The organism is Pseudomonas fluorescens (assembly GCF_000968015.1).
Taxonomy (GTDB): Bacteria; Pseudomonadota; Gammaproteobacteria; order Pseudomonadales; family Pseudomonadaceae; genus Aquipseudomonas; species Aquipseudomonas fluorescens_W.
This window is the reverse complement of sequence record NZ_LACH01000014.1, coordinates 175,559-198,819: the sequence shown is the minus strand read 5'-3', so window position 1 is coordinate 198,819 and position 23,261 is coordinate 175,559. Positions and strand designations below refer to the sequence as shown.

At 58.9% G+C, this 23,261-nt stretch carries 27 protein-coding genes; 11 read left to right on the top strand and 16 right to left on the bottom strand.

Annotated features, from left to right (window positions below; all coding sequences use genetic code 11):
• Nucleotides 1-105 precede the first annotated feature (105 nt).
• Nucleotides 106-624, top strand: a complete 519-nt coding sequence (locus VD17_RS08465; RefSeq protein ID WP_046053445.1) for an acyloxyacyl hydrolase — start codon at nt 106-108, stop codon at nt 622-624.
• A gap of 129 nt (nt 625-753) precedes the next feature.
• On the opposite strand, the gene VD17_RS08460 is transcribed toward VD17_RS08465, so the two are convergent.
• From VD17_RS08460 to VD17_RS08410, 11 genes are all read right to left on the bottom strand, one after another.
• Entirely contained in the window at nt 754-1,059 is a 306-nt protein-coding gene (locus VD17_RS08460; RefSeq protein WP_046053444.1) for a YkgJ family cysteine cluster protein, read from the bottom strand.
• A gap of 53 nt (nt 1,060-1,112) precedes the next feature.
• Complete coding sequence (locus VD17_RS08455; protein ID WP_046053443.1) at nt 1,113-1,616, bottom strand: DUF2878 domain-containing protein; 504 nt, start codon at nt 1,614-1,616, stop codon at nt 1,113-1,115.
• Complete coding sequence (locus VD17_RS08450; RefSeq protein ID WP_046053442.1) at nt 1,609-2,880, bottom strand: SAM-dependent methyltransferase; 1,272 nt, start codon at nt 2,878-2,880, stop codon at nt 1,609-1,611. The genes VD17_RS08455 and VD17_RS08450 overlap by 8 nt, the downstream gene beginning before the upstream one ends.
• Nucleotides 2,867-3,682, bottom strand: coding sequence for a DUF1365 domain-containing protein (locus VD17_RS08445; RefSeq protein WP_046053441.1), 816 nt, complete (start codon nt 3,680-3,682; stop codon nt 2,867-2,869). Before VD17_RS08445 ends, VD17_RS08450 begins: the two co-directional genes overlap by 14 nt.
• Nucleotides 3,679-4,926, bottom strand: coding sequence for an NAD(P)/FAD-dependent oxidoreductase (locus tag VD17_RS08440; protein ID WP_046053440.1), 1,248 nt, complete (start codon nt 4,924-4,926; stop codon nt 3,679-3,681). Before VD17_RS08440 ends, VD17_RS08445 begins: the two co-directional genes overlap by 4 nt.
• Nucleotides 4,923-5,705 carry an SDR family NAD(P)-dependent oxidoreductase gene (locus VD17_RS08435; protein ID WP_046053439.1) on the bottom strand — a complete coding sequence of 261 codons (783 nt, stop codon included), beginning with the start codon at nt 5,703-5,705 and terminating at the stop codon, nt 4,923-4,925. The genes VD17_RS08440 and VD17_RS08435 overlap by 4 nt, the downstream gene beginning before the upstream one ends.
• Complete coding sequence (locus tag VD17_RS08430; RefSeq protein ID WP_046053438.1) at nt 5,702-6,124, bottom strand: nuclear transport factor 2 family protein; 423 nt, start codon at nt 6,122-6,124, stop codon at nt 5,702-5,704. Before VD17_RS08430 ends, VD17_RS08435 begins: the two co-directional genes overlap by 4 nt.
• Nucleotides 6,117-7,562, bottom strand: coding sequence for a deoxyribodipyrimidine photo-lyase (gene phrB / locus VD17_RS08425; protein WP_185753121.1), 1,446 nt, complete (start codon nt 7,560-7,562; stop codon nt 6,117-6,119). Before phrB ends, VD17_RS08430 begins: the two co-directional genes overlap by 8 nt.
• A gap of 20 nt (nt 7,563-7,582) precedes the next feature.
• On the bottom strand, nt 7,583-8,524 hold the full coding sequence (locus tag VD17_RS08420; protein WP_046053436.1) for a MerR family transcriptional regulator: 942 nt from the start codon (nt 8,522-8,524) through the stop codon (nt 7,583-7,585).
• A 10-nt stretch (nt 8,525-8,534) separates the two neighbouring features.
• Complete coding sequence (locus VD17_RS08415; RefSeq protein ID WP_046053435.1) at nt 8,535-9,494, bottom strand: YbgA family protein; 960 nt, start codon at nt 9,492-9,494, stop codon at nt 8,535-8,537.
• Between the two features lie 133 nt (nt 9,495-9,627).
• Nucleotides 9,628-10,614, bottom strand: a complete 987-nt coding sequence (locus tag VD17_RS08410; protein ID WP_046053434.1) for an NAD(P)/FAD-dependent oxidoreductase — start codon at nt 10,612-10,614, stop codon at nt 9,628-9,630.
• A gap of 196 nt (nt 10,615-10,810) precedes the next feature.
• Between VD17_RS08410 and VD17_RS08405 the strand changes: the two genes are divergently transcribed.
• On the top strand, nt 10,811-11,713 hold the full coding sequence (locus VD17_RS08405) for a TIGR01777 family oxidoreductase (RefSeq protein ID WP_046053433.1): 903 nt from the start codon (nt 10,811-10,813) through the stop codon (nt 11,711-11,713).
• Between the two features lie 13 nt (nt 11,714-11,726).
• On the top strand, nt 11,727-12,749 hold the full coding sequence (gene hemH, locus VD17_RS08400) for a ferrochelatase (protein WP_046053432.1): 1,023 nt from the start codon (nt 11,727-11,729) through the stop codon (nt 12,747-12,749).
• Between the two features lie 112 nt (nt 12,750-12,861).
• Here hemH and VD17_RS08395 read toward each other — a convergent pair whose 3' ends face one another.
• Nucleotides 12,862-14,136 (bottom strand): uracil-xanthine permease family protein, encoded by a 1,275-nt coding sequence (locus VD17_RS08395; RefSeq protein ID WP_046053431.1) that lies wholly within the window; start codon nt 14,134-14,136, stop codon nt 12,862-12,864.
• 2 nt (nt 14,137-14,138) lie between these two features.
• Nucleotides 14,139-14,777: a uracil phosphoribosyltransferase gene (upp, locus tag VD17_RS08390; protein WP_046053430.1), complete on the bottom strand. Its 639-nt coding sequence runs from the start codon at nt 14,775-14,777 to the stop codon at nt 14,139-14,141.
• A gap of 164 nt (nt 14,778-14,941) precedes the next feature.
• Here upp and VD17_RS08385 point away from each other — a divergent pair, with 164 nt between their 5' ends.
• The 3 genes from VD17_RS08385 (at nt 14,942) to VD17_RS08375 (ending at nt 16,517) form a co-directional block, all read left to right on the top strand.
• Nucleotides 14,942-15,499, top strand: a complete 558-nt coding sequence (locus tag VD17_RS08385; RefSeq protein WP_033061274.1) for a hypoxanthine-guanine phosphoribosyltransferase — start codon at nt 14,942-14,944, stop codon at nt 15,497-15,499.
• 181 nt (nt 15,500-15,680) lie between these two features.
• The gene (locus VD17_RS08380) at nt 15,681-16,166 is read left to right on the top strand and encodes a hypothetical protein (RefSeq protein WP_046053429.1); all 486 of its coding nucleotides are present in this window, start codon (nt 15,681-15,683) and stop codon (nt 16,164-16,166) included.
• A 63-nt stretch (nt 16,167-16,229) separates the two neighbouring features.
• Complete coding sequence (locus tag VD17_RS08375) at nt 16,230-16,517, top strand: PA4642 family protein (RefSeq protein ID WP_046053428.1); 288 nt, start codon at nt 16,230-16,232, stop codon at nt 16,515-16,517.
• Nucleotides 16,518-16,741: 224 nt separating this feature from the next.
• On the opposite strand, the gene mqo is transcribed toward VD17_RS08375, so the two are convergent.
• Nucleotides 16,742-18,250 carry a malate dehydrogenase (quinone) gene (gene mqo, locus VD17_RS08370; RefSeq protein WP_046053427.1) on the bottom strand — a complete coding sequence of 503 codons (1,509 nt, stop codon included), beginning with the start codon at nt 18,248-18,250 and terminating at the stop codon, nt 16,742-16,744.
• 738 nt (nt 18,251-18,988) lie between these two features.
• Nucleotides 18,989-19,222: a hypothetical protein gene (locus tag VD17_RS08365; protein ID WP_046053426.1), complete on the bottom strand. Its 234-nt coding sequence runs from the start codon at nt 19,220-19,222 to the stop codon at nt 18,989-18,991.
• 201 nt (nt 19,223-19,423) lie between these two features.
• Between VD17_RS08365 and VD17_RS08360 the strand changes: the two genes are divergently transcribed.
• Both VD17_RS08360 and VD17_RS08355 read left to right on the top strand, forming a co-directional pair.
• Complete coding sequence (locus VD17_RS08360) at nt 19,424-20,008, top strand: YajG family lipoprotein (RefSeq protein ID WP_033061281.1); 585 nt, start codon at nt 19,424-19,426, stop codon at nt 20,006-20,008.
• A gap of 371 nt (nt 20,009-20,379) precedes the next feature.
• Nucleotides 20,380-20,664, top strand: coding sequence for a hypothetical protein (locus VD17_RS08355; RefSeq protein ID WP_046053425.1), 285 nt, complete (start codon nt 20,380-20,382; stop codon nt 20,662-20,664).
• A 126-nt stretch (nt 20,665-20,790) separates the two neighbouring features.
• On the opposite strand, the gene VD17_RS08350 is transcribed toward VD17_RS08355, so the two are convergent.
• Nucleotides 20,791-21,954, bottom strand: a complete 1,164-nt coding sequence (locus VD17_RS08350; protein WP_185753118.1) for a 1-acyl-sn-glycerol-3-phosphate acyltransferase — start codon at nt 21,952-21,954, stop codon at nt 20,791-20,793.
• Between the two features lie 142 nt (nt 21,955-22,096).
• Here VD17_RS08350 and VD17_RS08345 point away from each other — a divergent pair, with 142 nt between their 5' ends.
• Genes VD17_RS08345 through VD17_RS08335 form a run of 3 tightly spaced genes read left to right on the top strand, consistent with a single transcriptional unit; the run spans nt 22,097 to nt 23,211 of the window.
• The gene (locus VD17_RS08345; RefSeq protein ID WP_008153387.1) at nt 22,097-22,279 is read left to right on the top strand and encodes a CPXCG motif-containing cysteine-rich protein; all 183 of its coding nucleotides are present in this window, start codon (nt 22,097-22,099) and stop codon (nt 22,277-22,279) included.
• Between the two features lie 12 nt (nt 22,280-22,291).
• Nucleotides 22,292-22,552 (top strand): putative signal transducing protein, encoded by a 261-nt coding sequence (locus tag VD17_RS08340; protein ID WP_046053423.1) that lies wholly within the window; start codon nt 22,292-22,294, stop codon nt 22,550-22,552.
• Between the two features lie 35 nt (nt 22,553-22,587).
• Nucleotides 22,588-23,211 carry an SOS response-associated peptidase gene (locus VD17_RS08335; protein ID WP_046053422.1) on the top strand — a complete coding sequence of 208 codons (624 nt, stop codon included), beginning with the start codon at nt 22,588-22,590 and terminating at the stop codon, nt 23,209-23,211.
• The last annotated feature ends 50 nt before the right edge of the window (nt 23,212-23,261 follow it).

Sequence of the window (23,261 nt, the reverse complement as noted above, 5' to 3'; positions counted from 1 at the left end):
TCGGGGCAAGCGAGTTATTGGGGTGAGCTTCTGATTAAACGTCGACTTCTATAGCGTCAAGCAACAAAAAAACCATACGAAATCGTTCGGAAAAGGATGTTTCTAATGAAGCGACTATTCTGCTTGGCCGCGATTGCGGCCGCACTGATGGGGCACAGTTTTACCGCACAGGCAGCAGGCGTGGAGTTCGCGGTCGGGGAGACCAGCGACTCGACCATGACCTATAGACTGGGCATGCAATTCGATTGGGACAAGAGCTGGTTGCAGAGTGATGTCGGTCGGGTGACCGGTTACTGGAGCGGTGCCTACACCTATTGGGAAGGCGACAAGACCTCCAGCAACCACAGCCTGTCGTTCTCGCCAGTGTTTGTTTACGAGTTTGCCGGTCAAAACGTCAAGCCGTACCTGGAGGCCGGGATTGGCGTGGCGTTGTTCTCTCATAGCGAACTTGAAAGCAACAACCTCGGTGGTGCTTTTCAGTTCGAAGACCGGTTCGGCTTTGGTCTGCGCTTTGCGGGCGGACATGAAGTCGGGATTCGTGCGACGCACTACTCCAATGCCGGTCTTAACAGTTACAACGACGGCGTAGAAAGCTACTCGCTGCACTACACGATGCCGTTGTAAGCCTCAGTGCTTTAAATGTGGGAGCGAGCCTGCTCGCGAAAGGGGTTTAACATTCAACATTGATGTTGCTTGGTGCACCGCTTTCGCGAGCAGGCTCGCTCCCACATTAGATCTTCGGTGTTTTCTCTATCATCGATACGCCGTGGTAATCCCTTGGCGTTCGTCGATGCATTCTGGTGCGCCCATCTCGAACTCCCGGCAGATCAACGGGCGTTTTTCATAGATGGTGCACATCATCGTGTTGCGATCCAGCGCGGCGCACCAGCCGTCATCCAGACGCAGCATGACTTCCCCGCCCCACTCATCAGTATCGATAAAACGTTCGGGCACGCCTGTGTCGGTGATCAGCATGACTTCGAGCTGACAGCAGCAAGCTGCGCAGGTCGAGCAAGTGACCACCGGTTCGACGATTTGCGTGTGGGGAATGGTTTTCATGGCTCGCAGTGTAAGGCAGTGGGCCGGGGCTGTGTGAAAGGCCTGACGGACGCTCAGCTGTGGGTGTTGGACGCCAGCCGCTGAGACATGAAATGCAGCGTGGGAAACAGCAGCGCCCACAGTAATCCGATGCCGATCAGTGTCGGCGATTGCCCGAAGGGAAATTGCACCCCGGCCAATTGTCCTCCCGCGTAATACGACAGCGGCCCACCGACGGCGCCCAGTAGGCTGCCGAGCCACCAGGGATTGGCGGTCCATTGCAGGCAATGGCGCAAAGTGGTTGCCAGCAACGCCCACAACAGCATCAGCCACGGCGGAATCAGCGGCGCGACATCGTTGAAGTCGAACACCCCAAGCCAGCGTAACGAACTGTCGACCGTCGTTCCCAGCAGCACCACGCTGAGGATCAGTCGGCCTTCATCGGCCCAGGGACTTATCCACAACAGATGAATCACCAGCACCGCCAACGCCACCAGCAACCACAGACCACTGCCTCCGATCACGCATGCAAACCAGCCGATCTGAAATAGCGCGGCATTTGCCAATCGTTCAAGCATCGAATCGGCCGAGCAGCGGCGCCGGCATTGCGGCGGGTTTGGCCAGTAGCAATTGCGCCGTGCCGATGGTGCGTTCCAGGAAACCACCTTCGCAGTAGCACAGATAAAATTCCCACAGCCGCAGGAAATAGTCGTCGTAGCCCATTTCGCTCAAGCGACCGTGGGCGCGGCGAAAATTCTCATGCCACAGGCGCAAGGTTTGGGCGTAGTGCAGGCCGAAATCCTCCATGTGCAGCAGGTTCATGTCGGTGTCACGGCTGACAATCTCCAGCATTTTCTGCACGCAGGGCAGGGCGCCGCCGGGGAAGATGTAACGCTGGATGAAATCGACATTGCTCTTGGCTTGTTCGTAGCGCTGCTCGCGGATGGTGATCGCTTGCAACAGCATCAAGCCGTTGCTCTTGAGCAGCTGCGCGCATTGCTTGAAGTAGGTGGGCAGGAAGCGATGACCAACCGCCTCGATCATCTCGATCGACACCAGTTTGTCGTACTGCCCGCTCAGGTCGCGATAATCGGACAGCAGCAGTGTGATCTGGTCCTGCAAACCCAGGGCTTCGATCCGTTGCGCGGTGTAGGCGTACTGCTTTTTCGACAGCGTGGTGGTGGTGACTTTGCAGCCGTAATTCTGGGCGGCGTAAAGCGCCATGCTGCCCCAGCCGGTGCCGATTTCCAGCAGGTGATCGCTGGGTTGCAGCGCGAGTTTCTGGCAGATACGTTCGAGCTTGTTCAGTTGCGCCTGTTCCAGGGTGTCTTCAGGGGTGAGGAACTGCGCGGCGGAATACATCATGGTCGGGTCGAGAAACTGCTCGAACAAGTCATTGCCGAGGTCGTAATGTGCAGCGATGTTTTTCTGCGAGCCCTTGCGCGTGTTGCGATTGAGCCAGTGCAGGCTCTGCACGAACGGGCGGCTCAGTGTTGCCAGTCCACCTTCCAGCGCATCCAGCACGTCAAGGTTGCTGACGAAGACACGCACCACTGCCGTCAAATCCGGCGAACTCCAGTAGCCGTGGATAAACGCTTCGCCCGCGCCAATCGAGCCGTTACTCGCCACCAGTCCCCAGACCGCGGCGTCGAGGATATGGATTTCGCCCACGGGATGGCTGCCGGCGGTACCGAAGACATGCCGTTCGCCGTCTTCGAAGACCACCAGTTGCCCGTGTCTGAGCTGCGCCATCTGCCGCAACACACCACGGCGCAGCAACGATCCGGTCAGGCTGTTGGTACTTAACAGGCTGGTTTTGGCCGAGACACTAAAGGATTTCATGGCGGCGATCCTTGGGGGGAACAATGGTGGTCTGAAATCTGCCATCGGCAGCAGGATGAGCAAATATCGGTGTGCGTTTCAGTAACAAACGCACGGCCTGCCAATAAATCGCCAGACAGGTTTTCGCGGTCATCCACGGAAAACGCCGCAAGTAACGGTGCAGGCTGCCGCGGGTGAGGGCTTCGCGGTGCAGGTTGAGCGTGGCGTCGAACAGTTTCAGTTCGCCTTGCCAGTCCGCCATGTGCACGCCAAGTTTTTGCGCGGCGGGGCTGAAGCTCATGCGGTATTCAATATCGCGCGGTAGAAACGGCGACACATGAAACGCCTTGGCCACGGCGAAATGCTGGTGGAAGTCCTGTACGTTCGTCGGTGCCTTGGCCGGCAACACGTAGTGGTAACGCTCGCGCCACGGCGTATTGGTGACTTCGCAGAGAATCGCCGCCAGTTGGCCGTCGGCCTCATGGCAGTAGAAAAAACTCACCGGGTTGAACGACAGGCCCCAACTGCGGGCTTGGGTCAGGAGGCAGATCGAGCCGTGTGGCACATGGCCGATTACCTCGGCGACTTGCTGGCGTACCGCGTCGATCAAACGCATGCCACTGCCAGTGAAGGCTTTCAAGTAATCGGTTTCGCGAAATGAAAACGGCGCGAAACGGCTGGTGCCGGATAGCGGCGACAAGCCAAGCACCGCGTCCTGTTCATCGAGATCCAGGTACAGCAGACCGATCCGGTAACGGAATTCATGGCGCCGCGGGGCAAACCGCCGATGGGCGATCCAGCCGCTATAAAGGGCGCTGTTCACAACACTTCTCCCAGCGAGCGAGCAACCCGCAGCGCACTGACCACACCATCTTCATGGAAACCACTGGCCCAATAAGCGCCGCAAAACCAGGTGTGCTGCGCGCCGTCCAATTCATCCCAACGCGCTTGCGCGGCGACGGCAGCCAGGCTGTATTGCGGATGGGCGTAGGTGAATTTGGCCAGCACTTTGTTCGGGGTGATGCCGGCGCTCTGATTGAGGCTGACGCAAAACGTGGTGTCGCTCTGGATGCCTTGCAGAATGTTCATGTCGTAAGTGACGGCGGCCAGCGTGTGACCGGGACCACCGAGGCGATAATTCCAGCTTGCCCAGGCAAGTTTTCGCACCGGTAGCAAGCGCGTGTCGGTGTGCAACACCACTTCGTTGTCGGCGTAGGGCAGGGCACCGAGGATCGACTGTTCGGCGCTGCTCGGTTTGGCCAGCAGTTTGAGGGCCTGATCGCTGTGGCAGGCGAACACCACTTTGTCGAAACGCTCGCTGCCGGCGGCACTGTGGATAACGACGCCGTCTTCATCGCGTTCAACGCGGGTCACCGGGCAATTGAGGCGGATCTTGCCTTTAAAAGACGCGGTCAGAGGTGCGACATAAGCGCTTGAACCACCCTCGATCACACTCCATTGCGGACGATTGCTGACGGACAGCAAGCCGTGATTCTTGAAAAACCGGATGAAGAACTGCAACGGGAAACCGAGCATGTCGGCCATGGACATGGACCAGATCGCCGCGCCCATCGGCACGATGTAATGCAGGATAAAGCGCTCGCCGTAACCGCCGGCCTTCAGGTATTGATCGAGGGTGGTGTCGGCGGCGATCCGTTGTTCTTCGAGGTCGCGCTGGGCTTCTTTGTTGAAGCGCAGGATGTCCCGCAACATGCCCCAGAACCCTGGCGACATCAGGTTGCGACGTTGGGCGAACAAGCTGTTGAGGTTGTTGCCGTTGTACTCAAGGCCCGAGTCCGGGTCGGTGACCGAGAAACTCATCTCGGTGGGTTTGAAGCCCACGCCGAGCTGGCCCAGCAGGCGAATGAAATTCGGGTAGGTCCAGTCGTTGAACACAATAAAACCAGTGTCCACTGCATAGCGCTGGCCATCGACAGTCACGTCCACCGTGTGGGTGTGACCGCCGACCCAGTCGCAGGCCTCGAACAGAGTGATCTCGTGCCTGCGATTGAGCAGGTAGGCGCTGGTCAGCCCCGAGATCCCGCTGCCGATGATGGCGATGTTCAAGGGACATCCTTGATCGGCGGACTGCTGCGCACCATGCGCTTGCCGATGGCCAGTTTCACGCCGTTGGGCATTTTTGACAGCGGCCAGAGCGCGGCCATGAACAGTCCGGGAAACGCGATCTCCAGTGGGCGTTTTTTGAGTTTGGCGAAGATGTGCTGCGCAGCTTTATCCACAGGCCAACTGAGCGGCATCGGGAAATCGTTCTTCGCCGTCAACGGGGTCTCGACAAACCCCGGGCTGACCACGGTGACTTCAATGCCTTCCGGCGCCAGATCAATGCGCAACGATTCGAACAAGTAGCGCAGCCCGGCCTTTGACGCGCCATAAGCTTCGGCGCGGGGTAGCGGCAAATACGTCACCGAACTGGCGACGCCCACCAAGTGCGGCGCGGTACCCTTGCGCAGCAGCGGTAAGGCCACCTCGATGCAGTACGCGCTGGCGAGCAAATTGGTGCGCACCACATGCTCGACAATCGACGAATCGAATTGCTGAACGTCGACGTATTCGCAGGTGCCTGCGTTGAGAATCACCGTGTCCAAGGATCCCCAGTCTTCGGCAATTTGCGCGCCGATTTCGCGGACTGTCTGGCTGTTGGTCAAGTCACCGGGCACCACCAGCACTTGCCCCGGATAACGCAGGGACAAGACTTTCAGCACTGCCACCGAGCGTGAACTGACGGCGATGTGGGCGCCGGTTTTCAGTATTTCTTCGGCCAGCGAGGCGCCAATGCCGCTGCTGGCGCCGGTTAACCAGTATCGCCGTGGTGGTGTAAAACTCATCCCATTCTCCTTTTCAGCCAGGCAATCGCCCGACCCAATACGGGTACATGTTCGTAAAGCAGCGCCCCGGCATCGAAGTAATCCCGATGGCGATAAACCTTATCGCGCCAAAGCAGGTGCGAGCAGCCATCGACCCGAATCAACTGACCGCCCGCCAGACGCGGATGGCGATAACTCATGATCCAGCGCAAATAGCCCTCGCCTTCGCTGATCTGGTCTAGGCCATGAAAGTCGAAGTGCAGATCGCTGACGTTGGCGTAGAGCTCGGCGAAGTAGCTGCGCATTTGCACCAGGCCCTGAACTTCGTGCAGAGGATCGGTGAAGTGCACGTCGTGGGTGTAGAGCTGATCTAGGCGTAGCAGGTTGTCCTTGTCCAAGGCTGCAAACTGTTGGGCAAAACGGCGCAGGAAATCACTCATCGTGTCCTCCGGCCTGCTGTCTTGATGGCAGGTTCTTGAACGCGGCCAGCGCCCGTTGGCGCGAGGTGCTTAGGTTGACGATTGGCGACGGATAATCTGCCACGCCGAACAACCCACCAAGGTTGGCCGGGTTGTGCACGTCCTTTTTGTTCAGCCCGGCCAGTTCCGGCAGCCAGTGCTTGATGAACACGCCTTCGCTGTCGAATTTTTCCGACTGGCTCAACGGATTGAAAATCCGGAAGTAGGGCGCCGAGTCGGTGCCAGTAGACGAGCTCCACTGCCAGCCACCGTTGTTCGCCGCCAGGTCGCCATCGATCAGGTGCCGCATGAAAAAGCGCTCGCCTTCACGCCAGTCAATCAGCAGGTTCTTGGTCAGGAACATCGCCACCACCATGCGCAGGCGGTTATGCATCCAGCCGGTTTCAAGCAATTGGCGCATGGCCGCGTCGATAATCGGCAGGCCGGTACGGGCCTCTTGCCAGGCCAGGAGTTCATCTGGGGCATCGCGCCAGGCGAGGGCTTCGGTTTCCGGGCGGAAAGCACGGTGACGCGAGACCCGTGGGTAGCCCACCAGAATGTGTTTGTAGAATTCGCGCCACAGCAATTCGTTGATCCAGGTGACGGCACCAACCTTGCCGCTTTCAAACTCGCCCTGATTGCTTTGCAACGCAGCGTGCAGACACTGACGGGGGGAAATCACCCCGGCGGCGAGATAGGCCGACAGCTGGCTGGTGCCCGGTTTGGCCGGGAAATCGCGTTCGTTTTTGTAGTAGTCGATCTGGGCATCGACGAAGGTGTCGAGGCGGCGGTGGGCTTCGGCTTCACCGGCGGGCCAAAGACTGCGTAGGCTGTCGCTGGGCGTTGCGAAGCCTTCAATGGTTGATGGGATCTTGTCGTTGCTGATCGCCAGCGGCGCCTGTACGGCGGGTGCGGTGACCCGCTTCGGTAACGACCCGCGCAGGCGGTCGTAACACACCTTGCGGAACTGGCTGAAAACCTGAAAGTAAGTGCCCGTTTTGGTCAGTACGGTGCCCGGTTTTAACAGCAGTTGATCAAGGTAACTGTAAAAGTCGATGGCATTGGCTTTCAGTGTTTCGGCCACGGCTGCGTCACGACGGCTTTCATGAATGCCGTACTCCTCGTTCACGTGCACCGCGTCGATTTTCAACTGTTGGCAAAGATCGAGCAGCACCTTGGGTGCCTCGTCCCAGCGAGATGCCTTGCGGATCAACAAGGGAATGTTCAGCTCACCCAGCGCGCTGCTTAACTCGCTCAGGTTGCGCAGCCAGAAATCCACTTTGCACGGCGCATCGTCGTGCTCCAGCCATTGGTCCGGGCTCAGCAGGTATACCGCTACCGTCGGACCGCGAGCAGCGGCCGCCGAAAGGGCGGTGTTGTCATGTAGGCGCAAGTCGCTGCGCAACCAGATCAATTGCATGGTGGTGTCCGTACGTTTCATTAAATCAGTCCACGCTGAATCAGGTCCTGATGGACGATTAGCGGGTCTTCGGCCAAGAACAAATCAGCGATCTCAGTAGTTTTTACGGACAACTCGGCGTGGTGGATGCATACCGTTGGTCCGGCAATCATTTTTGGGCAACTGACACCATTCAAAAGTTTTGGCAGCTGTGAAAGGTTCATGGCTTTGCTGGAATACAGCAGTACGCCGCGGGCTTGCAGATGATCGACCGCCAGCGCGAGTTCGCCGGCGGGGAGTGGCCAGTCGAACACTTCCACCGGGCAATCGGCGCTGCTGATCAACCAGGCGGTCAGCCACAGGTGAGGTTCCAGTGGCAGGTCCGATTGATTGATCAACAACAGTGGTGCGGTGCGTAACTGGCGGTTGTTATGGTAGATGCGTGCGCCAAATTTGCTGCGTAACCAGGAGTAAAAAAACACTCGCTCCATCTGTGCGCCGAACTGGCCTTGCCAGCGTTGCTCCAGTTCAGCCAGCAACGGCATCAGCAGTTGTGCGCACAAGGTCCGTGGTGGGTACAACGCCATGGCCTGATTGACGGTGTCATCGAGGGTGCGTTCGTTCAGTTGAGTGACCGCTTGCAGCAACGTATGGCGCATCACTTGCCAATCGTTTTCGACGGACTCGGTAAAGGCCTGCGGGGTGTCGAGCAGTTGCTTGACCTGGCTGACGGCCACGCCACGGTTGAGCCAGGTGAGGATCGTCAGGATGCGTTGAACGTGTTCGGCAGAGAACAGCCGATGACCCTTGGGCGTGCGTTGCGGCACGATCAAGCCATAACGCCGCTCCCAGGCCCGCAGGGTGACGGCGTTGACGCCGGTCTGCCGCGCGACCTCACGGATCGGCAGCCAGCCTTCGTCGAGGGCTTTCTTGAAGTCGGCGCCGAGGTCTTCGCTGGCGCTGGTGTCGAGTAGGGTTTTCATTAGATTGTCATTAGATCGCGTTTCGCAGACTGAGATTTTCCGGGTGCGGTTGCAGGTAAACCTGTTGCGCAATGTACGGATCCGGGTGTTGACGGAAGTAGTGTTTGAGCAGCGTCAGCGGCACCACCAACGGCACAATGCCGTGGCGGTACTGACCGATGACGTGCTGCACTTCCTGTTTGTCTTCAGGGCTGATCGTCTGTTTGAGATAGCCACTGATGTGTTGCAGGACGTTGGTATGGGTGCGGCGTGTGGCGCATTTTTTCAAGGCCGCCATCAGCTCGCTGAAATAGCGTGGACCGAGTTCGTTCGGGTCGATCTGGCCCATGTTGCCCAGCAGGTTGCCCAGGGTTTTGTATTGCACCGGGTTGTGGGCCATCAGCAGGTATTTGTAGCGCGAGTGAAAGTCCGTGAGGCCACGGCGAGTCAGGCCTTCGCGCAGCAACTGCTGCCAGGCACTGTAGGCAAACACGCGGGTGAGGAAGTTTTCTCGCAGCACCGGGTCGTTGAGTCGACCGTCTTCTTCCACCGGTAAATCCGGATGCCCCGCGCAGAACGCCTGGGCGTAGATGCCACGGCCTCCACCGTCCACCGGCGCACCGTTGGCGTGGTAGACCTTGACCCGATCCAGGCCGCATGACGGGGATTTCTGCATGAAGATGTAGCCGCAGAGATCGCCCAATTCCGCGGCCATTTTCTGACCGTACTCGGCCAGCGGCCGGGTGACATTGAGTGTCGGGTTAACGGTACCGATGGCTTCTGGATGTTCGGGATCGCCCACCAGACGGATCGGTTCACGGGGAATGCCGAGACCGATAGCGACTTCCGGACAGACCGGGATGAAATCGAAATAGTCAGTGAGGGTGCGACTGCACAGCCGCGACGCCTTGTGCCCGCCGTTGTAACGCACTTCTGCGCCCATCAGGCAGGCGCTGATGGCGATCTTCGGTTTCACGGTGACGTGGGACATCGGAGCACCTCGAATCTAAACCTGTACAAACTGTCTGGTCTGTACAACATAACTTCATCATAGATTCAAAGGTGTACAAGTCAAATTGTTTGTATAGGTTTTACCGTCAGGCCTCCTACCGGATCGATGCGGTTCACTGCAGATGCGCATGCAAGCGGCGGGCAGCTTCCTGGCCGCTGAGCCAAGCGCCTTCGACACGACCGGACAAGCACCAGTCGCCACACACATACAAACCTAGATCAGCATCGGCCAGGGCGCCCCATTCATGGCTGTTGGCGGGTCGGGCGTAGAGCCAGCGGTGGGCGAGGCTGAAGGTCGGGGCGGGCATGGCGTCGTGCAGCAGCTCGGCAAATGCGCCGTGCAATTGCTCGATCACCGCTTCCTTGGACAGGTCGATATGTTGCCGGCTCCAGGCGCTGGTCGCATGCAGCACCCACGTATCGAGGGTGTTATCGCGCCCGGGTTTGCTACGGTTGCGAGCCAGCCAGTCGAGTGGACTGTCCTGTACGAAGCAGCCTTCCATGGGCGTATCCAGCGGTGTCTCGAACGCCAGCGCGACAGCCCAGGTCGGGTCCATTTTCACCCCGGCTGCGGCACCGGCGAGTTTCGGCGCGGAGGCCAGCAGTGCAGTCGCCTGGGGCGCCGGCGTGGCGATAATCACATGACTGAACGGGCCGTGGGTGAAGCCTTCGGCGTCCTGCAGATGCCAGTGCTCTTCGCCGCGATAGACCTCGGTAATGCGGCAGGCGAAATGCACTTCCAAGTCACCGAGCAGGCCCCGGGTAATGGCGCTCATGCGCGGCGTACCGACCCAGCGCGTCTGTTCGTCCGGCGACAGGTTGAGCTGGCCGCCGTGGTAGGTGTAGAGCTGCGGCATCCATTCAGCGACCCAGCCGTTGCCTTGCCAGCGCTGGACTTCGGTGACGAAGCGGCGATCTCGGGCGGTGAAATATTGCGCGCCCAAGTCCAGAGCACCCGCATCGCTGCGCTTGCTCGACATGCGTCCGCCACTGCCGCGGCTTTTATCGAAAAGTTGAACGACATGCCCGACCTCTGTCAGGGCCTGGGCGGCGGAGAGCCCGGCGATGCCGGTGCCGATGATTGCGATAGGTACAGTCATAGGGGCCTCGTTTACCTTTCTGTACAGACTACGCCGTGGTTTAAACCTGTACAATATTGTTTTTTGGTATAACTTTTAGCGTTCTCGTTCTGACAGCTTGGCCTATTGTTAATCACAGAGCCTGCCCGATACCAAAGATCCCTGCTTATAAAAATAGACTAGGGATCAGGGTAAAACGCTACGTGAGGAAGTAGTCATGCACATATTGCTGACCGGCGGTACTGGTTTGATAGGACGTCAACTCTGCCACCTCTGGTTGAGTCAGGGGCATCGCGTGACGGTCTGGAGTCGCAAGCCTGAAAAAGTCGCGAAAATCTGCGGTGCCCAAGTGCATGGAGTGGCCCGCCTCGAGGACATCGGTCAGGAGCCAGTGGATGCGATTATCAACCTCGCGGGTGCACCGATTGCCGATCGCCCCTGGACAACCCGACGCAAAGCGCTGTTGTGGAGCAGTCGCATCACCCTGACCGAAACCCTGCTGGCCTGGCTCGAAACCCGTGAACAAAAACCGCAGGTGTTGATTTCGGGGTCTGCGGTCGGTTGGTACGGTGACGGGGGCGAGCGGGAATTGACCGAGAAGTCTCCACCGGTCATCGATGATTTCGCCAGCCAGTTGTGCATTGCCTGGGAAGAAACCGCCCAGCGTGCCGAAGGCTTGGGCATTCGGGTGATTTTCATTCGTACCGGGCTGGTGTTGTCGGCCGAGGGCGGCTTTTTGTCGCGGCTGTTGCTGCCGTTCAAAATGGGGCTGGGCGGGCCTATTGGCAATGGCCGGCAGTGGATGCCGTGGATCCATATCAACGATCAAATCGCCCTGATTGATTTTCTTCTGCATCAGGAAGACACCAGTGGTCCTTATAATGCCTGCGCGCCCAAGCCGGTGCGCAACCGCGAGTTTGCCAAGACGTTGGGCAGCGTGCTGCACCGCCCGACGTTCATGCCCATGCCGGCCCTGGCGTTGAAGGTGTGTCTGGGCGAATTGTCATTGCTGTTGCTGGGCGGCCAGAAGGCCGTACCGGCTCGCTTGCTGGAAGCGGGTTTCACTTTCCGGTTCACTGATTTGCGCGCGGCTCTGGACGACCTTTCCAGCCGCCTTTGAAATAGGACGTTGCATGACCGATCACGCATTGCTTCTGGTCAATCTGGGCTCCCCGGCCTCCACCTCGGTGGCGGATGTGCGCAGTTACCTCAATCAGTTTCTGATGGACCCGTATGTGATCGACCTGCCCTGGCCGGTGCGACGTTTGCTGGTGTCGCTGATCCTGTTCAAGCGCCCGGAGCAGTCTGCCCACGCCTACGCCTCGATCTGGTGGGATGAGGGCTCGCCGTTGGTGGTGCTCAGCCGTCGCCTGCAACAGGTTATGACTGCCCAGTGGACCCACGGTCCGGTGGAACTGGCGATGCGTTACGGTGAGCCGTCGATCGAGTCGGTGCTGGTGCGCATGGCCGGGCAGGGGATCAAACGTATCACGCTGGCGCCTCTGTACCCGCAGTTCGCTGACAGCACCGTGACCACGGTGATCGAAGAAGCCAAACGGGTCGTGCGGGAGAAGAATCTTGATCTGCAGTTTTCAATTCTTCAGCCGTTTTACGACCAGCCGGAATACCTCGATGCGCTGGTGGCCAGTGCCAAGCCGCATCTGCAGCAGGATTACGATCACCTCCTGCTGAGCTTTCACGGATTGCCGGAGCGGCATCTGAAGAAGCTCAATCCCGGACACAGTTTTGAGGGTGGCGGCGATTGCTGCGCCGGTGCGCCACCGGAAGTGGTCGCGACCTGTTATCGCGGGCAATGCCTGCGAACTGCCGCGGAATTTGCCAAACGCATGGGTTTGCCGGACGGCAAGTGGTCGGTGTCCTTCCAGTCGCGTCTGGGCCGGGCCAAATGGATCGAACCCTACACCGAAGCGCGCCTTGATGAGTTGGCTGGAATGGGCGTGAAGAAAGTGCTGGTGATGTGCCCGGCGTTCGTTGCCGATTGCATCGAGACGCTGGAAGAGATCGGGGATCGCGGCAAAGAGCTGTTCCGCGAGGCCGGGGGGGAGGAGTTGGTGTTGGTGCCGTGCCTCAATGACGATCCGCAGTGGGCGCGGGCGTTGAGCACCTTGTGTGAAAGGGCCCCGTTGGCCCTGTAAATTGTGGCGAGGGGATTTATCCCCGTTGGACTGCGCAGCAGTCCCATTCTTTAGGGCCGCTTCGCGACCCAACGGGGATAAATCCCCTCGCCACAGAGCTTTACACAACCTGTTACAACAACGATTCATTCGCCTTTTTGTGCTTCCAGCTGTCATTACCCGGTAGCAACAGGTTCAGCACAATCGCCGTCACCGCGCACAGCGCGATGCCTTTGAGGCCGAAGTCGTCCGGCCCTGTGCCGGTGCCGACCAATACGCCGCCAATCCCGAACACCAGAGTCACCGAGACAATCACCAGATTGCGCGCTTCGGCCAGGTCGATTTTGTGGCGAATCAGCGTGTTCATGCCCACCGCCGCGATCGAACCGAACAACAGGCACAGAATTCCGCCCATCACCGGCACTGGAATGCTTTGCAGCAGCGCGCCGAACTTGCCGATGAACGCCAGGCTGATGGCGAAAATCGCCGCCCAGGTCATGATCTTCGGGTTGTAGTTCTTGGTCAGCATCACCGCGCCCGTCACTTCGGCGTAGGTGGTGTTGGGTGGACCGCCAAACAGGCCGGCGGCGGTGGTGGCAATGCCATCGCCGAGCAGGGTGCGGTGCAGGCCGGGTTTCTTCAGGTAATCGCGACCGGTCACGCTACCGACTGCAATCACGCCGCCGATGTGCTCGATGGCCGGGGCCAGAGCCACCGGAACGATGAACAGAATCGCCTGCCAGTTGAATTCCGGCGCGGTGAAGTGCGGGATCGCAAACCACGGTGCAGCAGCAATTTTCGCGGTATCAACGACGCCGAAATAAAACGCCATCGCAAAACCCACCAGCACACCGGAGATGATCGGCACCAGGCGGAAGATGCCTTTACCGAACACCGCGACGATGAGGGTGGTCAACAGCGCAGGCATCGAGATCAGCATCGCCGTCTGATAATGAATCAGCTCAGTGCCATCGCCAGCCTTGCCCATCGCCATGTTGGCGGCGATCGGCGCCATGGCCAGGCCGATGGAGATGATCACCGGGCCAATCACCACCGGTGGCAGCAGACGGTCAATGAAACCGGTGCCTTTGATCTTCACCGCAAGGCCGAGGAAGGTGTAGACGAAGCCGGCCGCCATCACGCCGCCCATGGTCGCCGCGAGGCCGAACTGGCCCTTGGCGAGAATGATCGGGGTGATGAAGGCAAAGCTCGACGCCAGGAACACCGGCACCTGACGCCCGGTGACGATCTGGAACAGAATCGTCCCCAGGCCTGCGGTGAACAGCGCGACGTTCGGGTCGAGGCCGGTAATCAGCGGCATCAACACCAGAGCGCCGAAGGCCACGAACAGCATCTGCGCACCCGACAGCACCGTGCGCCAGAGCGGATCGTTGAACTCTTGCTGCATGCTCAAGCGTCCTTCTGCTTGGTGCCGAAGATCTTGTCACCGGCATCGCCCAGGCCTGGGATGATGTAACCGTGTTCGTTGAGTTTCTCGTCAATGGAAGCGGTGTAGATGGTCACGTCCGGGTGAGCTTTCTCTACGGCGGCGATGCCTTCAGGGGCAGCCACCAGCACCATCGCGCGGATATCCCGGCAACCGGCTTTTTTCAGCAGGTCGATGGTCGCGACCATGGAGCTGCCGGTGGCGAGCATCGGGTCGATGATCATCGCCAGGCGTTCGTTGATTTCCGGAACCAGTTTTTCCAGGTAGGTGTGGGCCTGCAGCGTTTGTTCGTTGCGAGCCACACCCACGGCGCTGACTTTGGCGCCCGGGATCAGGCTCAGCACGCCTTCGAGCATGCCGATACCGGCGCGCAGGATCGGTACTACAGTAATTTTCTTGCCGGCGATTTTCTCGACCGACACAGTGCCGGCCCAGCCTTCGATGTCGTAGCTTTCCAGCGGCAGGTCTTTGGTGGCTTCATAGGTCAGCAGGGCACCGACTTCCTGAGCGAGCTCACGGAAATTCTTCGTGCTGATGTCGGCGCGGCGCATAAGGCCGAGTTTATGGCGGATCAGCGGATGGCGGATCTCGAGGATGGGCATGGGAAAGGCTCCGGCGGCGGGCAAAAAAACCGGCCTAGATTAATCTATCCGAGGGTGTTGTCCTATAGACATACAGTACGTTAGTCCACAAACGCTTGATCTGGCCTCGGTTGATGCGTACCTTTGCCCGCTTTTCCGAACCTGCCACCCCCCTGGAGAGCGCCATGTCCGCTGATCTCGAGCATATCCGTCAAATCATGCGAGAGGCTGACTGCCTGTACACCGAAGCTGAAGTCGAGGCGGCCATCGCCCGCGTCGGTGCACAAATCAACGATCAGCTGGCTGAAAGCAATCCGGTGGTGTTCTGCGTGATGAACGGCGGGCTGATTTTCTCCGGCAAGCTGCTGACCTATCTGAACTTCCCGCTGGAAGCGTCCTACCTGCACGCCACCCGTTATCGCAACGAAACCAGCGGCGGTGATCTGTTCTGGAAAGCCAAGCCGGAAGTATCGTTCATCGACCGTGACGTGCTGATCATCGACGACATCCTCGACGAAGGTCACACCCTGGGCGCGATCATCGACTTCTGCAAACACGCCGGTGCCCGCGCTGTGCACACCGCCGTGCTGATCGACAAGGACCACGACCGCAAGGCTCGCCCGGACCTGAAAGCCGATTTCGTCGGCCTGCCATGCATCGACCGCTACATCTTCGGTTACGGCATGGACTACAAAGGCTACTGGCGTAACGCCAACGGGATTTTTGCTGTTAAAGGCATGTAAAAACCTGAAACAAATCCCTGTGAGAGCGAGCTTGCTCGCGATGGCGGCCTCACCTTCAGCATTGATGGTGACTGATACACCGCTATCGCGAGCAAGCTCGCTCCCACATTGGTTCTGTGTTCACAGATCCACTTTTGTGCGCCCATGCTACAGTGCTCGGCCCCGCCCTCCGGAGCCTGTCATGAGCCTTTTGATCCGCAGCTGCGCCGCTCTGTTGCTGACTATCAGCCTGCCTCTGGCGGCCGCCCCGGCGCCGATGCACGCGCAGTTTCTGCCCCCCGATGACCTGACTCTGCGTGACGCGGAACCCGATCAGCAACAGCTGTTGCAGGTTACCGAGTACTCGGTGGTGGTCGGCAGCCAGCGCCAGTCCAACCAGCAGCCAATTCCGGTGACCTCACCGTTGCTGATCCGTCTCAAGGGCAAATCCTTGAACAAGGGCGCGACCATCAACCAGGTACTGGTCAATTTCGATGGCGAAAGCAAAAGCCTGAAAAAGCCGATCTACGACGACAAAAATAAAACCCTGACGCTGTTTTACCCGATGGCTCAGTACCGCGTGGTGATCGACTTGTTGCGCAATGACACGGTGTATTGCCAGTTCCTCAGCTACGCCAACGGCCATGTCTGGGCCGATCTGCACACGGGCGCTGTTCGTCCGCGTTGAGCCCGGTGGCAAGGGAGGGGTAAACTGCCCGCCCCGTGAAATGTCTGCGAGCTGGAGTCGGCAATGCGTAAAGATAAGAAGCAAGTGATTGGTGACGAGATCGGCGATGAGCAGATCAAGCTGTTCCTCGATTTCGAACCGGTCGACGCCACGTCGCCGTCGCTGCACAAACTGATCAAGGCCTATCGTGGCCTGCGCATCGACGACTTCGAGCGTTTTCTGACGTTCTTCGTCGAAGCCGGTCTGGATCTGGATGGCAAGGATGAGCACGGCAATGACTTCGTCGCCCTGATCAAGGATCAGCGCAACGCGGCCGAGTACATCGAGCTGATCAACAAGGCCCGCGGTTAATTCCAGACACACCGGTTGTTGTCATGCCTTGGCGGGTGTGATTGCTGGCCCCATCGCGAGCAAGCTCGCTCCCACAGTGGATTGGTGTACACAATCAAATGTGGGAGCGAGCTTGCTCGCGATGAGGCCGGAACAAACACTGATGATCTTGAATTATCCGTTTCACCGGCCATAAAAAAACGCCCCGCTCTCAATGAGAGCGGGGCGTTTTTTATGAGGCCGAATCAAGCGTAGCTTTCGGTCTCGTTGCTGGCTTCAACCAGTTCCAGCGCGACGTTGTTCTGCACATTGATCTTGCGATACAGCGCAGCGTCGGTTTCCAGAACCTTTTCCCGAGCCGGGAAGATTTCCGCCAGTTTGGCAGCCCACTCACCGGACGCTTTGTTCGGGAAGCATTTCTCGATCAGCTCAAGCATGATCGAAACAGTCACCGACGCGCCTGGCGAAGCGCCGAGCAGGGCAGCAAGGGTACCGTCCTTGGCCGCGACCAGTTCGGTACCGAACTGCAGAACGCCGCCCTTTTTCGGGTCTTTCTTGATGATCTGCACGCGTTGGCCGGCCACTTCCAGGCGCCAGTCTTCGGCTTTCGCTTCAGGGTAGAAGCGACGCAGGGAATCCAGGCGCTGCTCCATCGACTGCATCACTTCGCTGACCAGGTACTTGGTCAGGTCCATGTTGTTTTTGGCCACGGCCAGCATCGGGCCGATGTTGCCGGCGCGAACCGACATCGGCAGGTCCATGAAGGAGCCGTGCTTGAGGAACTTGGTGGTGAAGCCGGCGTAAGGTCCGAACAGCAGGGACTTCTTGCCATCGACGACGCGGGTGTCCAGGTGCGGCACCGACATCGGTGGCGAACCCACGGCTGCCTGGCTGTACACCTTGGCCTGGTGGTGTTTGACCACTTCCGGGTTGTCGCAGCGCAGCCACTGGCCACTGATCGGGAAGCCGCCGAAGCCTTTGCTTTCTTCGATGCCCGAAGCTTGCAGCAGCGGCAGTGCCGCGCCGCCAGCGCCGAGGAACACGAATTTCGCGTCGACGTCACGGGAATTGCCGCTGTTGACGTCCTTGATGCTGACGGTCCAGCCGCTGCCGTTACGCTTGAGGCCGGTCACGCGCTTGCAGTACTTGACCTGGGTATCGGGTGCGCTGGTCAGGTGCTTGAGCAGTTGATTGGTCAGGGCGCCGAAGTTGACGTCGGTGCCGTTCATGACGCGGGTGGCGGCGACGACTTCGTCGGCCGGCCGGCCAGGCATCATCAGCGGCATCCACTCGGCCATGGTGGCCTTGTCTTCGGTGTATTCCATGTCCGAGAAGGCGTGGTGCTTGCTCAGCGTCTTGAAGCGTTCCTTGAGGAAGGAAACGCCATCGTCGCCCTGGACGAAGCTCAGGTGCGGCACCGGGCTGATGAACGTCTTGCACGAGCCGAAGGTGCTTTTTTTGGTCAGGTAGGACCAGAACTGCTTCGACACCTCGAACTGGGTGTTGATGTGCACGGCTTTCTTGATGTCGACGGTGCCGTCGGCGGCCTGCGGCGTGTAGTTGAGCTCACACAGCCCGGCGTGACCGGTACCGGCGTTGTTCCACGGGTTCGAACTCTCCGCGGCACCGGAATCCATCAGCTCGACGACTTCCAGCTTGATCGCGGGGTCGAGCTCTTTGAGCAGTACAGCGAGGGTGGCACTCATGATGCCGGCCCCAACCAGTACTACGTCGACTGCTTCGTTATGCGCCATTTAACGCGTCTCCAAAATCTGCAGCACCAAATTGTCGGCATGGCTGCCAGGCGTTCAGGGGCGTGTCAGTGATGCCCCAGGTACCCATGGCAGTATCGCCATGTCCGAATCTTCGCAATTTTTCGCAACTTCGACGGACGCTACCGGCCGGGTCTAAAAGAGTTACATGAACTCACTTCAACGCGCGGCTGGCAATTCGACTTATGGTCGATACATCCGTTTGTGCAACCAAATCCGTAGAGGACAGGCTTCAGGCTCCGGTATTCGAGGCGTACTCGGTCCTGTGTCGTTGGGCTGTTTCAGACGCTAATGGTGCATATTCAGACGCAAAACTATTCATTTGCTCGCCACACTCTTGTGAAGTTGTGAAAACCCGTTTTTTTCACGCTCTTTTGAAGACGTGAACCTCAAAAAGGGCTGCCCCAGCCTGGCACCGTGCCCGGATGGATTGCCGCCATGGGATACATGACAGGCAAAACGGGCAAACAGCTCAGTGACCGAGCGTAATGACAGCTCTGCAGATTCGCGAAAAGTGGGGGTTTTGCTAAAGAAACAGCAAGCGCGCCAGCTTCACTCGATCTGTGTGGGCGGCTCTCTGTGGGCGGTGCGGGGTGTCAATACAAGCGCATTGACGATGCTGCGAGGCCCGATCAGGAGACGTCCTTATAATCGGGGGGAGATTGTAGCGAAGAAACGCAGGGAAATGGTCGTGTTTAATGACTTTTATTAGGTGTTCGGTCAGGTGGTCAACTGGTGTTGAGCCCGCGCACGTGGCTGGCGCTGGCTGACACGGGCGCTAGGGGGCAGGGGATGGTGCAGCCAGTTGAGACGGATTTCTTCGATTTCGACCCAGCCATCGCCCATGGGCTGGAGGCTGCACTGTTTGAATGCCTGGCAATGGCCGTTGTGGTCGAGCAAGGCGAAGCAGCGATGCAGAGGACGTGGGTTGAACAGCGAGATGAGGTAGCGCATGGCGAAGTACCTTGTGGGTGACTGCTGTAAAGGTTGACAGTGAGCCGTGACGAGCAAGTGTATGGGCGGTGACATATCTGTGACAGGAACCGCGGTCTGAAGGGTTTGTCAGACATTTAGTAATCACTGAAGGGCTCTAGTTAGCCGCAGTGGCGCACCGCTATACTGCGGGCCTTAGTGCCTGATTCTGGAGAGAAGCGCATGTTGCAACGCCTGTTGTTCGGTTTGATCACTGTGACCAGTTTGACCCTGGTCGGCTGCGCCCACAGCCCGCAACAACTGAATCCGGAACCCAAGCTGACGACTCAGCTGGCGCCGGTCGGTCATGGTCAGCCGGTGGTGGTGCGTGTAGTGGACGGTCGTCCGTCGCCGACGTTGGGCACCCGTGGTGGCCTGTACCCTGAGACCAGCGCGATCACCGTGCAGGGCGCGCAGATTCTGCCGAAGTTGCAGGCTCAGGCCGAAGCGGCCGTGCGGTTGTTGGGCTTCACCCCAACCTCCAATGCGCTGAATGCTCCGCAGTTGACCGTGACCCTGGCCGAACTGAAGTATCAGTCGCCTAAAGAAGGCATGTATGTGACTGAGGCCACCATTGGCGCGACGTTCCGCTCCGATGTGCAGAATGCCAATCGTCGTTACAGCGGTCGTTATGGTGCGTCCCTGGATCAGCGTTTTGGTATGGCGCCGAATCAGGAAACCAATACCAAGCTGGTCAGCGATGTGTTGAGCGATGCGTTGACGCGTCTGTTCAAGGATCCGACGATTGGTCAGATTCTCGGCGAATAAACGTTCGCTGGATTCAAAAAAGCCCGGTGCCAGCAATGGCCCCGGGCTTTTTCATGTCCGCTGGTTTTTGGTGGGGCTGCGCCCATCCCTGTGGGAGCGAGCTTGCTCCGGGCGGCGTTCCGACGATGGCAGCGTGTCAGGCGGCATCAGTGTTGAATGTTAGACCGTCATCGCGAGCAGGCTCGCTCCCACAGGGGGGCAGCGATCCTGGTTTTCGGCGTGCAACATGACGGCGCCGTGACACAGCACAGGAATTGGTCAAATGGTTCGTTATTTGTCGGAAAGCAAGGGCAGGAGCGGAGGCTTTCGGTAGAATCCGCGCCGCGGTCGCCGGTTCGGCGTCTGCCACACCTGTTTTGCTGAGGTTCGTGATGTCGTTGCATTTGATTTCGCTGTTTACCAACCATCCCGCCAAGTTGATCAACCTGTTGGCCTTGTTGTTGGCCTTCCCGGGCGGTTGGTTGTTGCACGCCACTCGTCGCCGCGAACAGCGCGCGCTGGCCATTCTCGAAGCACAAAGCCAGAGCCGTCGTATCGATGAACCGACGTTGATGCTGGATGGGGCGACCTTGCGCATGAACCGGTTTTTCTATGGTTTCGGTTTTGCCTGCCTGGGGTTGGCCCTGCTGGTGTCGTGGATCAGTACTCGGGTTTGAATCGCTGAAAAGCAAAAGATCGCAGCCTCGTTTCACTCGACAGCTCCTACAAGGGATAGCGTTCGCCCTGTAGGAGCTGTCGAGTGAAACGAGGCTGCGATCTTTTGATCTTGCTTCAAAAAAACCTTACAGCGGCAAGCCTGCTTTCACACGGTACTGATTGCGCACCGGCGTCGCGTATTGCAGGACCATGAACGGACGATGTTCCTCAGGGCACGCGTCCAAACGCTGTTGCCATTGCTCCTGAGCCTTGGCCAGTTCGTCGGCCGCGAACACTTCAGAGGCTTTCGGCACCTGCAATTGCGGGTCGGCGTCTTTCCACTGGGCGTAGGCCAGGTAATGCACCGGGAACAGGCGGTAGCCGCCGAGGATCTGCCGGTCCATCTCGATCGCCAATTGCTTGGTGTCGTCGAACAGCTCGGTGATGGGCGAGGCGAAGTTCACATGCACCCGGCCCTTGTAGCCGGTGATGCCCTTGGCGATGCTCACATCGTCCTCGCCCGGCACTTTGGTGTAGCTGCCGGTGGTGGCGCGGATGAACAACTCGCGCGCCTTGGCTTGATCGCACGGGTCGTATTCGTAGCTGATCGACACCGGGGTGAGGTTCAGCGAGCGAATGACTTCGCCGAACGGCTCGTCCTTGCGGCTCATGTGGAACATCTTGAGGATGGCCGACTCGGTGCGGTCGTCGCCGTCCTTGGCCCGGCCTTCGGCCTGGGCGATCCAGATCGAGGCGCAATCGTTGCGGATCGAGTGGTTGATGTAGGCCGACAGCAGCTGATACGCCGCCATCTTCTCGCGTCGACCGGTGATCGAACGGTGCACGATAAAGCTCTTGTTCAGGCGCATCAGATCGCTGACAAAGGGCTTTTGCAGCAGGTTGTCGCCGATCGCGATGCGCGGTGTCGGCAGGCCGGCGTGGTACACGGCGTAGTTGACGAAGGCCGGGTCCATTACGATATCGCGGTGGTTGGCAATGAACAGGTAGGCGCTGCCGGACCTGAACTGCTCGACGCCGGTGTACGTCACACCGTCCGTGGCTCGCTCGATGGTGTGGTCGACGTACATCTCGACTTTATCCTGCAACGTGGCCACCGACGTGACGTCAGCGAACTCACGGCGCAGCCGATGAGCTATAAGAGGTTTGAGCGCCCAGCCGAAAGCACCGGCAAAGCGCGGGAAGCGGAAGTGGATGAGGATGTCTAGAAACGCCTTGTCGCCGAGCAGCCTGTCCAGCACCGCTGGGACTTCGCTATCGTCGTACGGTCGGATGGCATCGAATTCGCCCATCATGCTCTCTTGTTAGAAACGGCTAGGGTAAGTAAAGGTTTTGATCGAAAACCAACGGGGCACGGTCTGAAAAGTTAGCCAGACAAAAATAGCCCTGCAAATAGACCGGCGATTATACGCACAAGTCACCTGGGAGACCGCGATGCTGGAAACCGAGCGCTACGAATGTCCGTATTGTGGTGAAGAGGCTGAGGCCGTTCTGGACTTGTCCGGTGGCGATCAGACTTATATCGAAGACTGTCCGGTGTGTTGTCGTCCGATTACGTTTGTTCTACAGACTGACGGTCAGGAATGGTTGCTCGAAGTTCACAGCGAAAACGAATGAAAGGGGCACCCCATGCAGCGAATCTACGAGCCGGAAAACCTCATGGAAGGCGAGTTGCTGCAAAGCATGTTGGCCAGCGAGGGCATCGAAGCGCATCTGGTGGGGCGCGATTTACTGGGTGGCAGCGGCGAATTGCCGATCTTTGGCTTGCTGGGATTATCGGTTGATAACGACCAGGCGGAATACGCCCGGGAGTTAATCAGCGCGTACAATGCCGCGCTGCCGATGCCCGGCGATGAGCCGGAAAGTTTTCCCGGCACGCTGGTCTGTTAGGCTGACGTTCGTTTTATCAAGAGTCGTGTTGCCCCATGTGTGGACGTTATGCCCTGTTTCGCTGGAACCCCGCCTTCGCGGCCCTGCCTGGCTTCCCCGCCGATCAGCAGGCCCAGTGGAATATTTCTCCCAACGATTCGGTGTTGATGCTGCGCGCGGGTGTTGACGGCCAGCGTGAGTTGGCCCGAGCGCGCTGGGGTTTGACGCCGCCGTGGCTGACCGATTTGTCCCGTACGCCAGCCCATGCCCGGGCCGAGACCGTTGCCGAACAACCGATGTTTCGCCAGGCCCTGCGCGAACGCCGTTGCCTGCTGCCGGCCAACGGTTTTTACGAATGGCGCGGCACGACCCGCAAGCGTCCGTACTGGCTGACACCGGGGGAGGGCTCGACGCTGTTTTTTGCGGCGATTTGGGAAGCGTATCCAGTGCAGGAACAGGTGTGGTTGAGCACGGCGGTGATCACTCAACCGGCGGCGAGTCAGCGCCGGCCGTTGATTCTCGATACGGCGGGGCAGGAGGCGTGGCTCAATCCAGAGACTCCGTTGCATGCGTTGCAGGCGTTACTCGCCAGTGAACCCGCGGCGTTGCGCGAGCGGGTGTTGGCGAACATGGTGAATGATCCAAAGCTCAATGGGCCGGAGTGTTTGACGCCGGGTTGATGAACCGTGAGTGTCTTCAAATATTTGTCAGGTTCAAAATCGACCCCTCA

Excerpts from the sequence above, each read along its gene's own strand:
- VD17_RS08375 (WP_046053428.1), top strand. The coding sequence starts at position 16,230 with ATGCGTAAAGATAAGAAGCAAGTGATTGGTGACGAGATCGGCGATGAG.
- VD17_RS08405 (WP_046053433.1), top strand. The coding sequence starts at position 10,811 with ATGCACATATTGCTGACCGGCGGTACTGGTTTGATAGGACGTCAACTC.
- VD17_RS08365 (WP_046053426.1), bottom strand. The coding sequence starts at position 19,222 with ATGCGCTACCTCATCTCGCTGTTCAACCCACGTCCTCTGCATCGCTGC.
- VD17_RS08450 (WP_046053442.1), bottom strand. The coding sequence starts at position 2,880 with ATGAAATCCTTTAGTGTCTCGGCCAAAACCAGCCTGTTAAGTACCAAC.
- VD17_RS08460 (WP_046053444.1), bottom strand. The coding sequence starts at position 1,059 with ATGAAAACCATTCCCCACACGCAAATCGTCGAACCGGTGGTCACTTGC.
- VD17_RS08360 (WP_033061281.1), top strand. The coding sequence starts at position 19,424 with ATGTTGCAACGCCTGTTGTTCGGTTTGATCACTGTGACCAGTTTGACC.
- VD17_RS08455 (WP_046053443.1), bottom strand. The coding sequence starts at position 1,616 with ATGCTTGAACGATTGGCAAATGCCGCGCTATTTCAGATCGGCTGGTTT.
- upp (WP_046053430.1), bottom strand. The coding sequence starts at position 14,777 with ATGCCCATCCTCGAGATCCGCCATCCGCTGATCCGCCATAAACTCGGC.
- VD17_RS08465 (WP_046053445.1), top strand. The coding sequence starts at position 106 with ATGAAGCGACTATTCTGCTTGGCCGCGATTGCGGCCGCACTGATGGGG.
- VD17_RS08340 (WP_046053423.1), top strand. The coding sequence starts at position 22,292 with ATGCAGCGAATCTACGAGCCGGAAAACCTCATGGAAGGCGAGTTGCTG.
- VD17_RS08385 (WP_033061274.1), top strand. The coding sequence starts at position 14,942 with ATGTCCGCTGATCTCGAGCATATCCGTCAAATCATGCGAGAGGCTGAC.
- VD17_RS08410 (WP_046053434.1), bottom strand. The coding sequence starts at position 10,614 with ATGACTGTACCTATCGCAATCATCGGCACCGGCATCGCCGGGCTCTCC.
- VD17_RS08420 (WP_046053436.1), bottom strand. The coding sequence starts at position 8,524 with ATGAAAACCCTACTCGACACCAGCGCCAGCGAAGACCTCGGCGCCGAC.
- VD17_RS08350 (WP_185753118.1), bottom strand. The coding sequence starts at position 21,954 with ATGGGCGAATTCGATGCCATCCGACCGTACGACGATAGCGAAGTCCCA.
- VD17_RS08435 (WP_046053439.1), bottom strand. The coding sequence starts at position 5,705 with ATGAGTTTTACACCACCACGGCGATACTGGTTAACCGGCGCCAGCAGC.
- VD17_RS08395 (WP_046053431.1), bottom strand. The coding sequence starts at position 14,136 with ATGCAGCAAGAGTTCAACGATCCGCTCTGGCGCACGGTGCTGTCGGGT.
- VD17_RS08355 (WP_046053425.1), top strand. The coding sequence starts at position 20,380 with ATGTCGTTGCATTTGATTTCGCTGTTTACCAACCATCCCGCCAAGTTG.
- mqo (WP_046053427.1), bottom strand. The coding sequence starts at position 18,250 with ATGGCGCATAACGAAGCAGTCGACGTAGTACTGGTTGGGGCCGGCATC.
- VD17_RS08415 (WP_046053435.1), bottom strand. The coding sequence starts at position 9,494 with ATGTCCCACGTCACCGTGAAACCGAAGATCGCCATCAGCGCCTGCCTG.
- hemH (WP_046053432.1), top strand. The coding sequence starts at position 11,727 with ATGACCGATCACGCATTGCTTCTGGTCAATCTGGGCTCCCCGGCCTCC.
- VD17_RS08380 (WP_046053429.1), top strand. The coding sequence starts at position 15,681 with ATGAGCCTTTTGATCCGCAGCTGCGCCGCTCTGTTGCTGACTATCAGC.
- VD17_RS08335 (WP_046053422.1), top strand. The coding sequence starts at position 22,588 with ATGTGTGGACGTTATGCCCTGTTTCGCTGGAACCCCGCCTTCGCGGCC.
- VD17_RS08345 (WP_008153387.1), top strand. The coding sequence starts at position 22,097 with ATGCTGGAAACCGAGCGCTACGAATGTCCGTATTGTGGTGAAGAGGCT.
- phrB (WP_185753121.1), bottom strand. The coding sequence starts at position 7,562 with ATGCAATTGATCTGGTTGCGCAGCGACTTGCGCCTACATGACAACACC.
- VD17_RS08430 (WP_046053438.1), bottom strand. The coding sequence starts at position 6,124 with ATGAGTGATTTCCTGCGCCGTTTTGCCCAACAGTTTGCAGCCTTGGAC.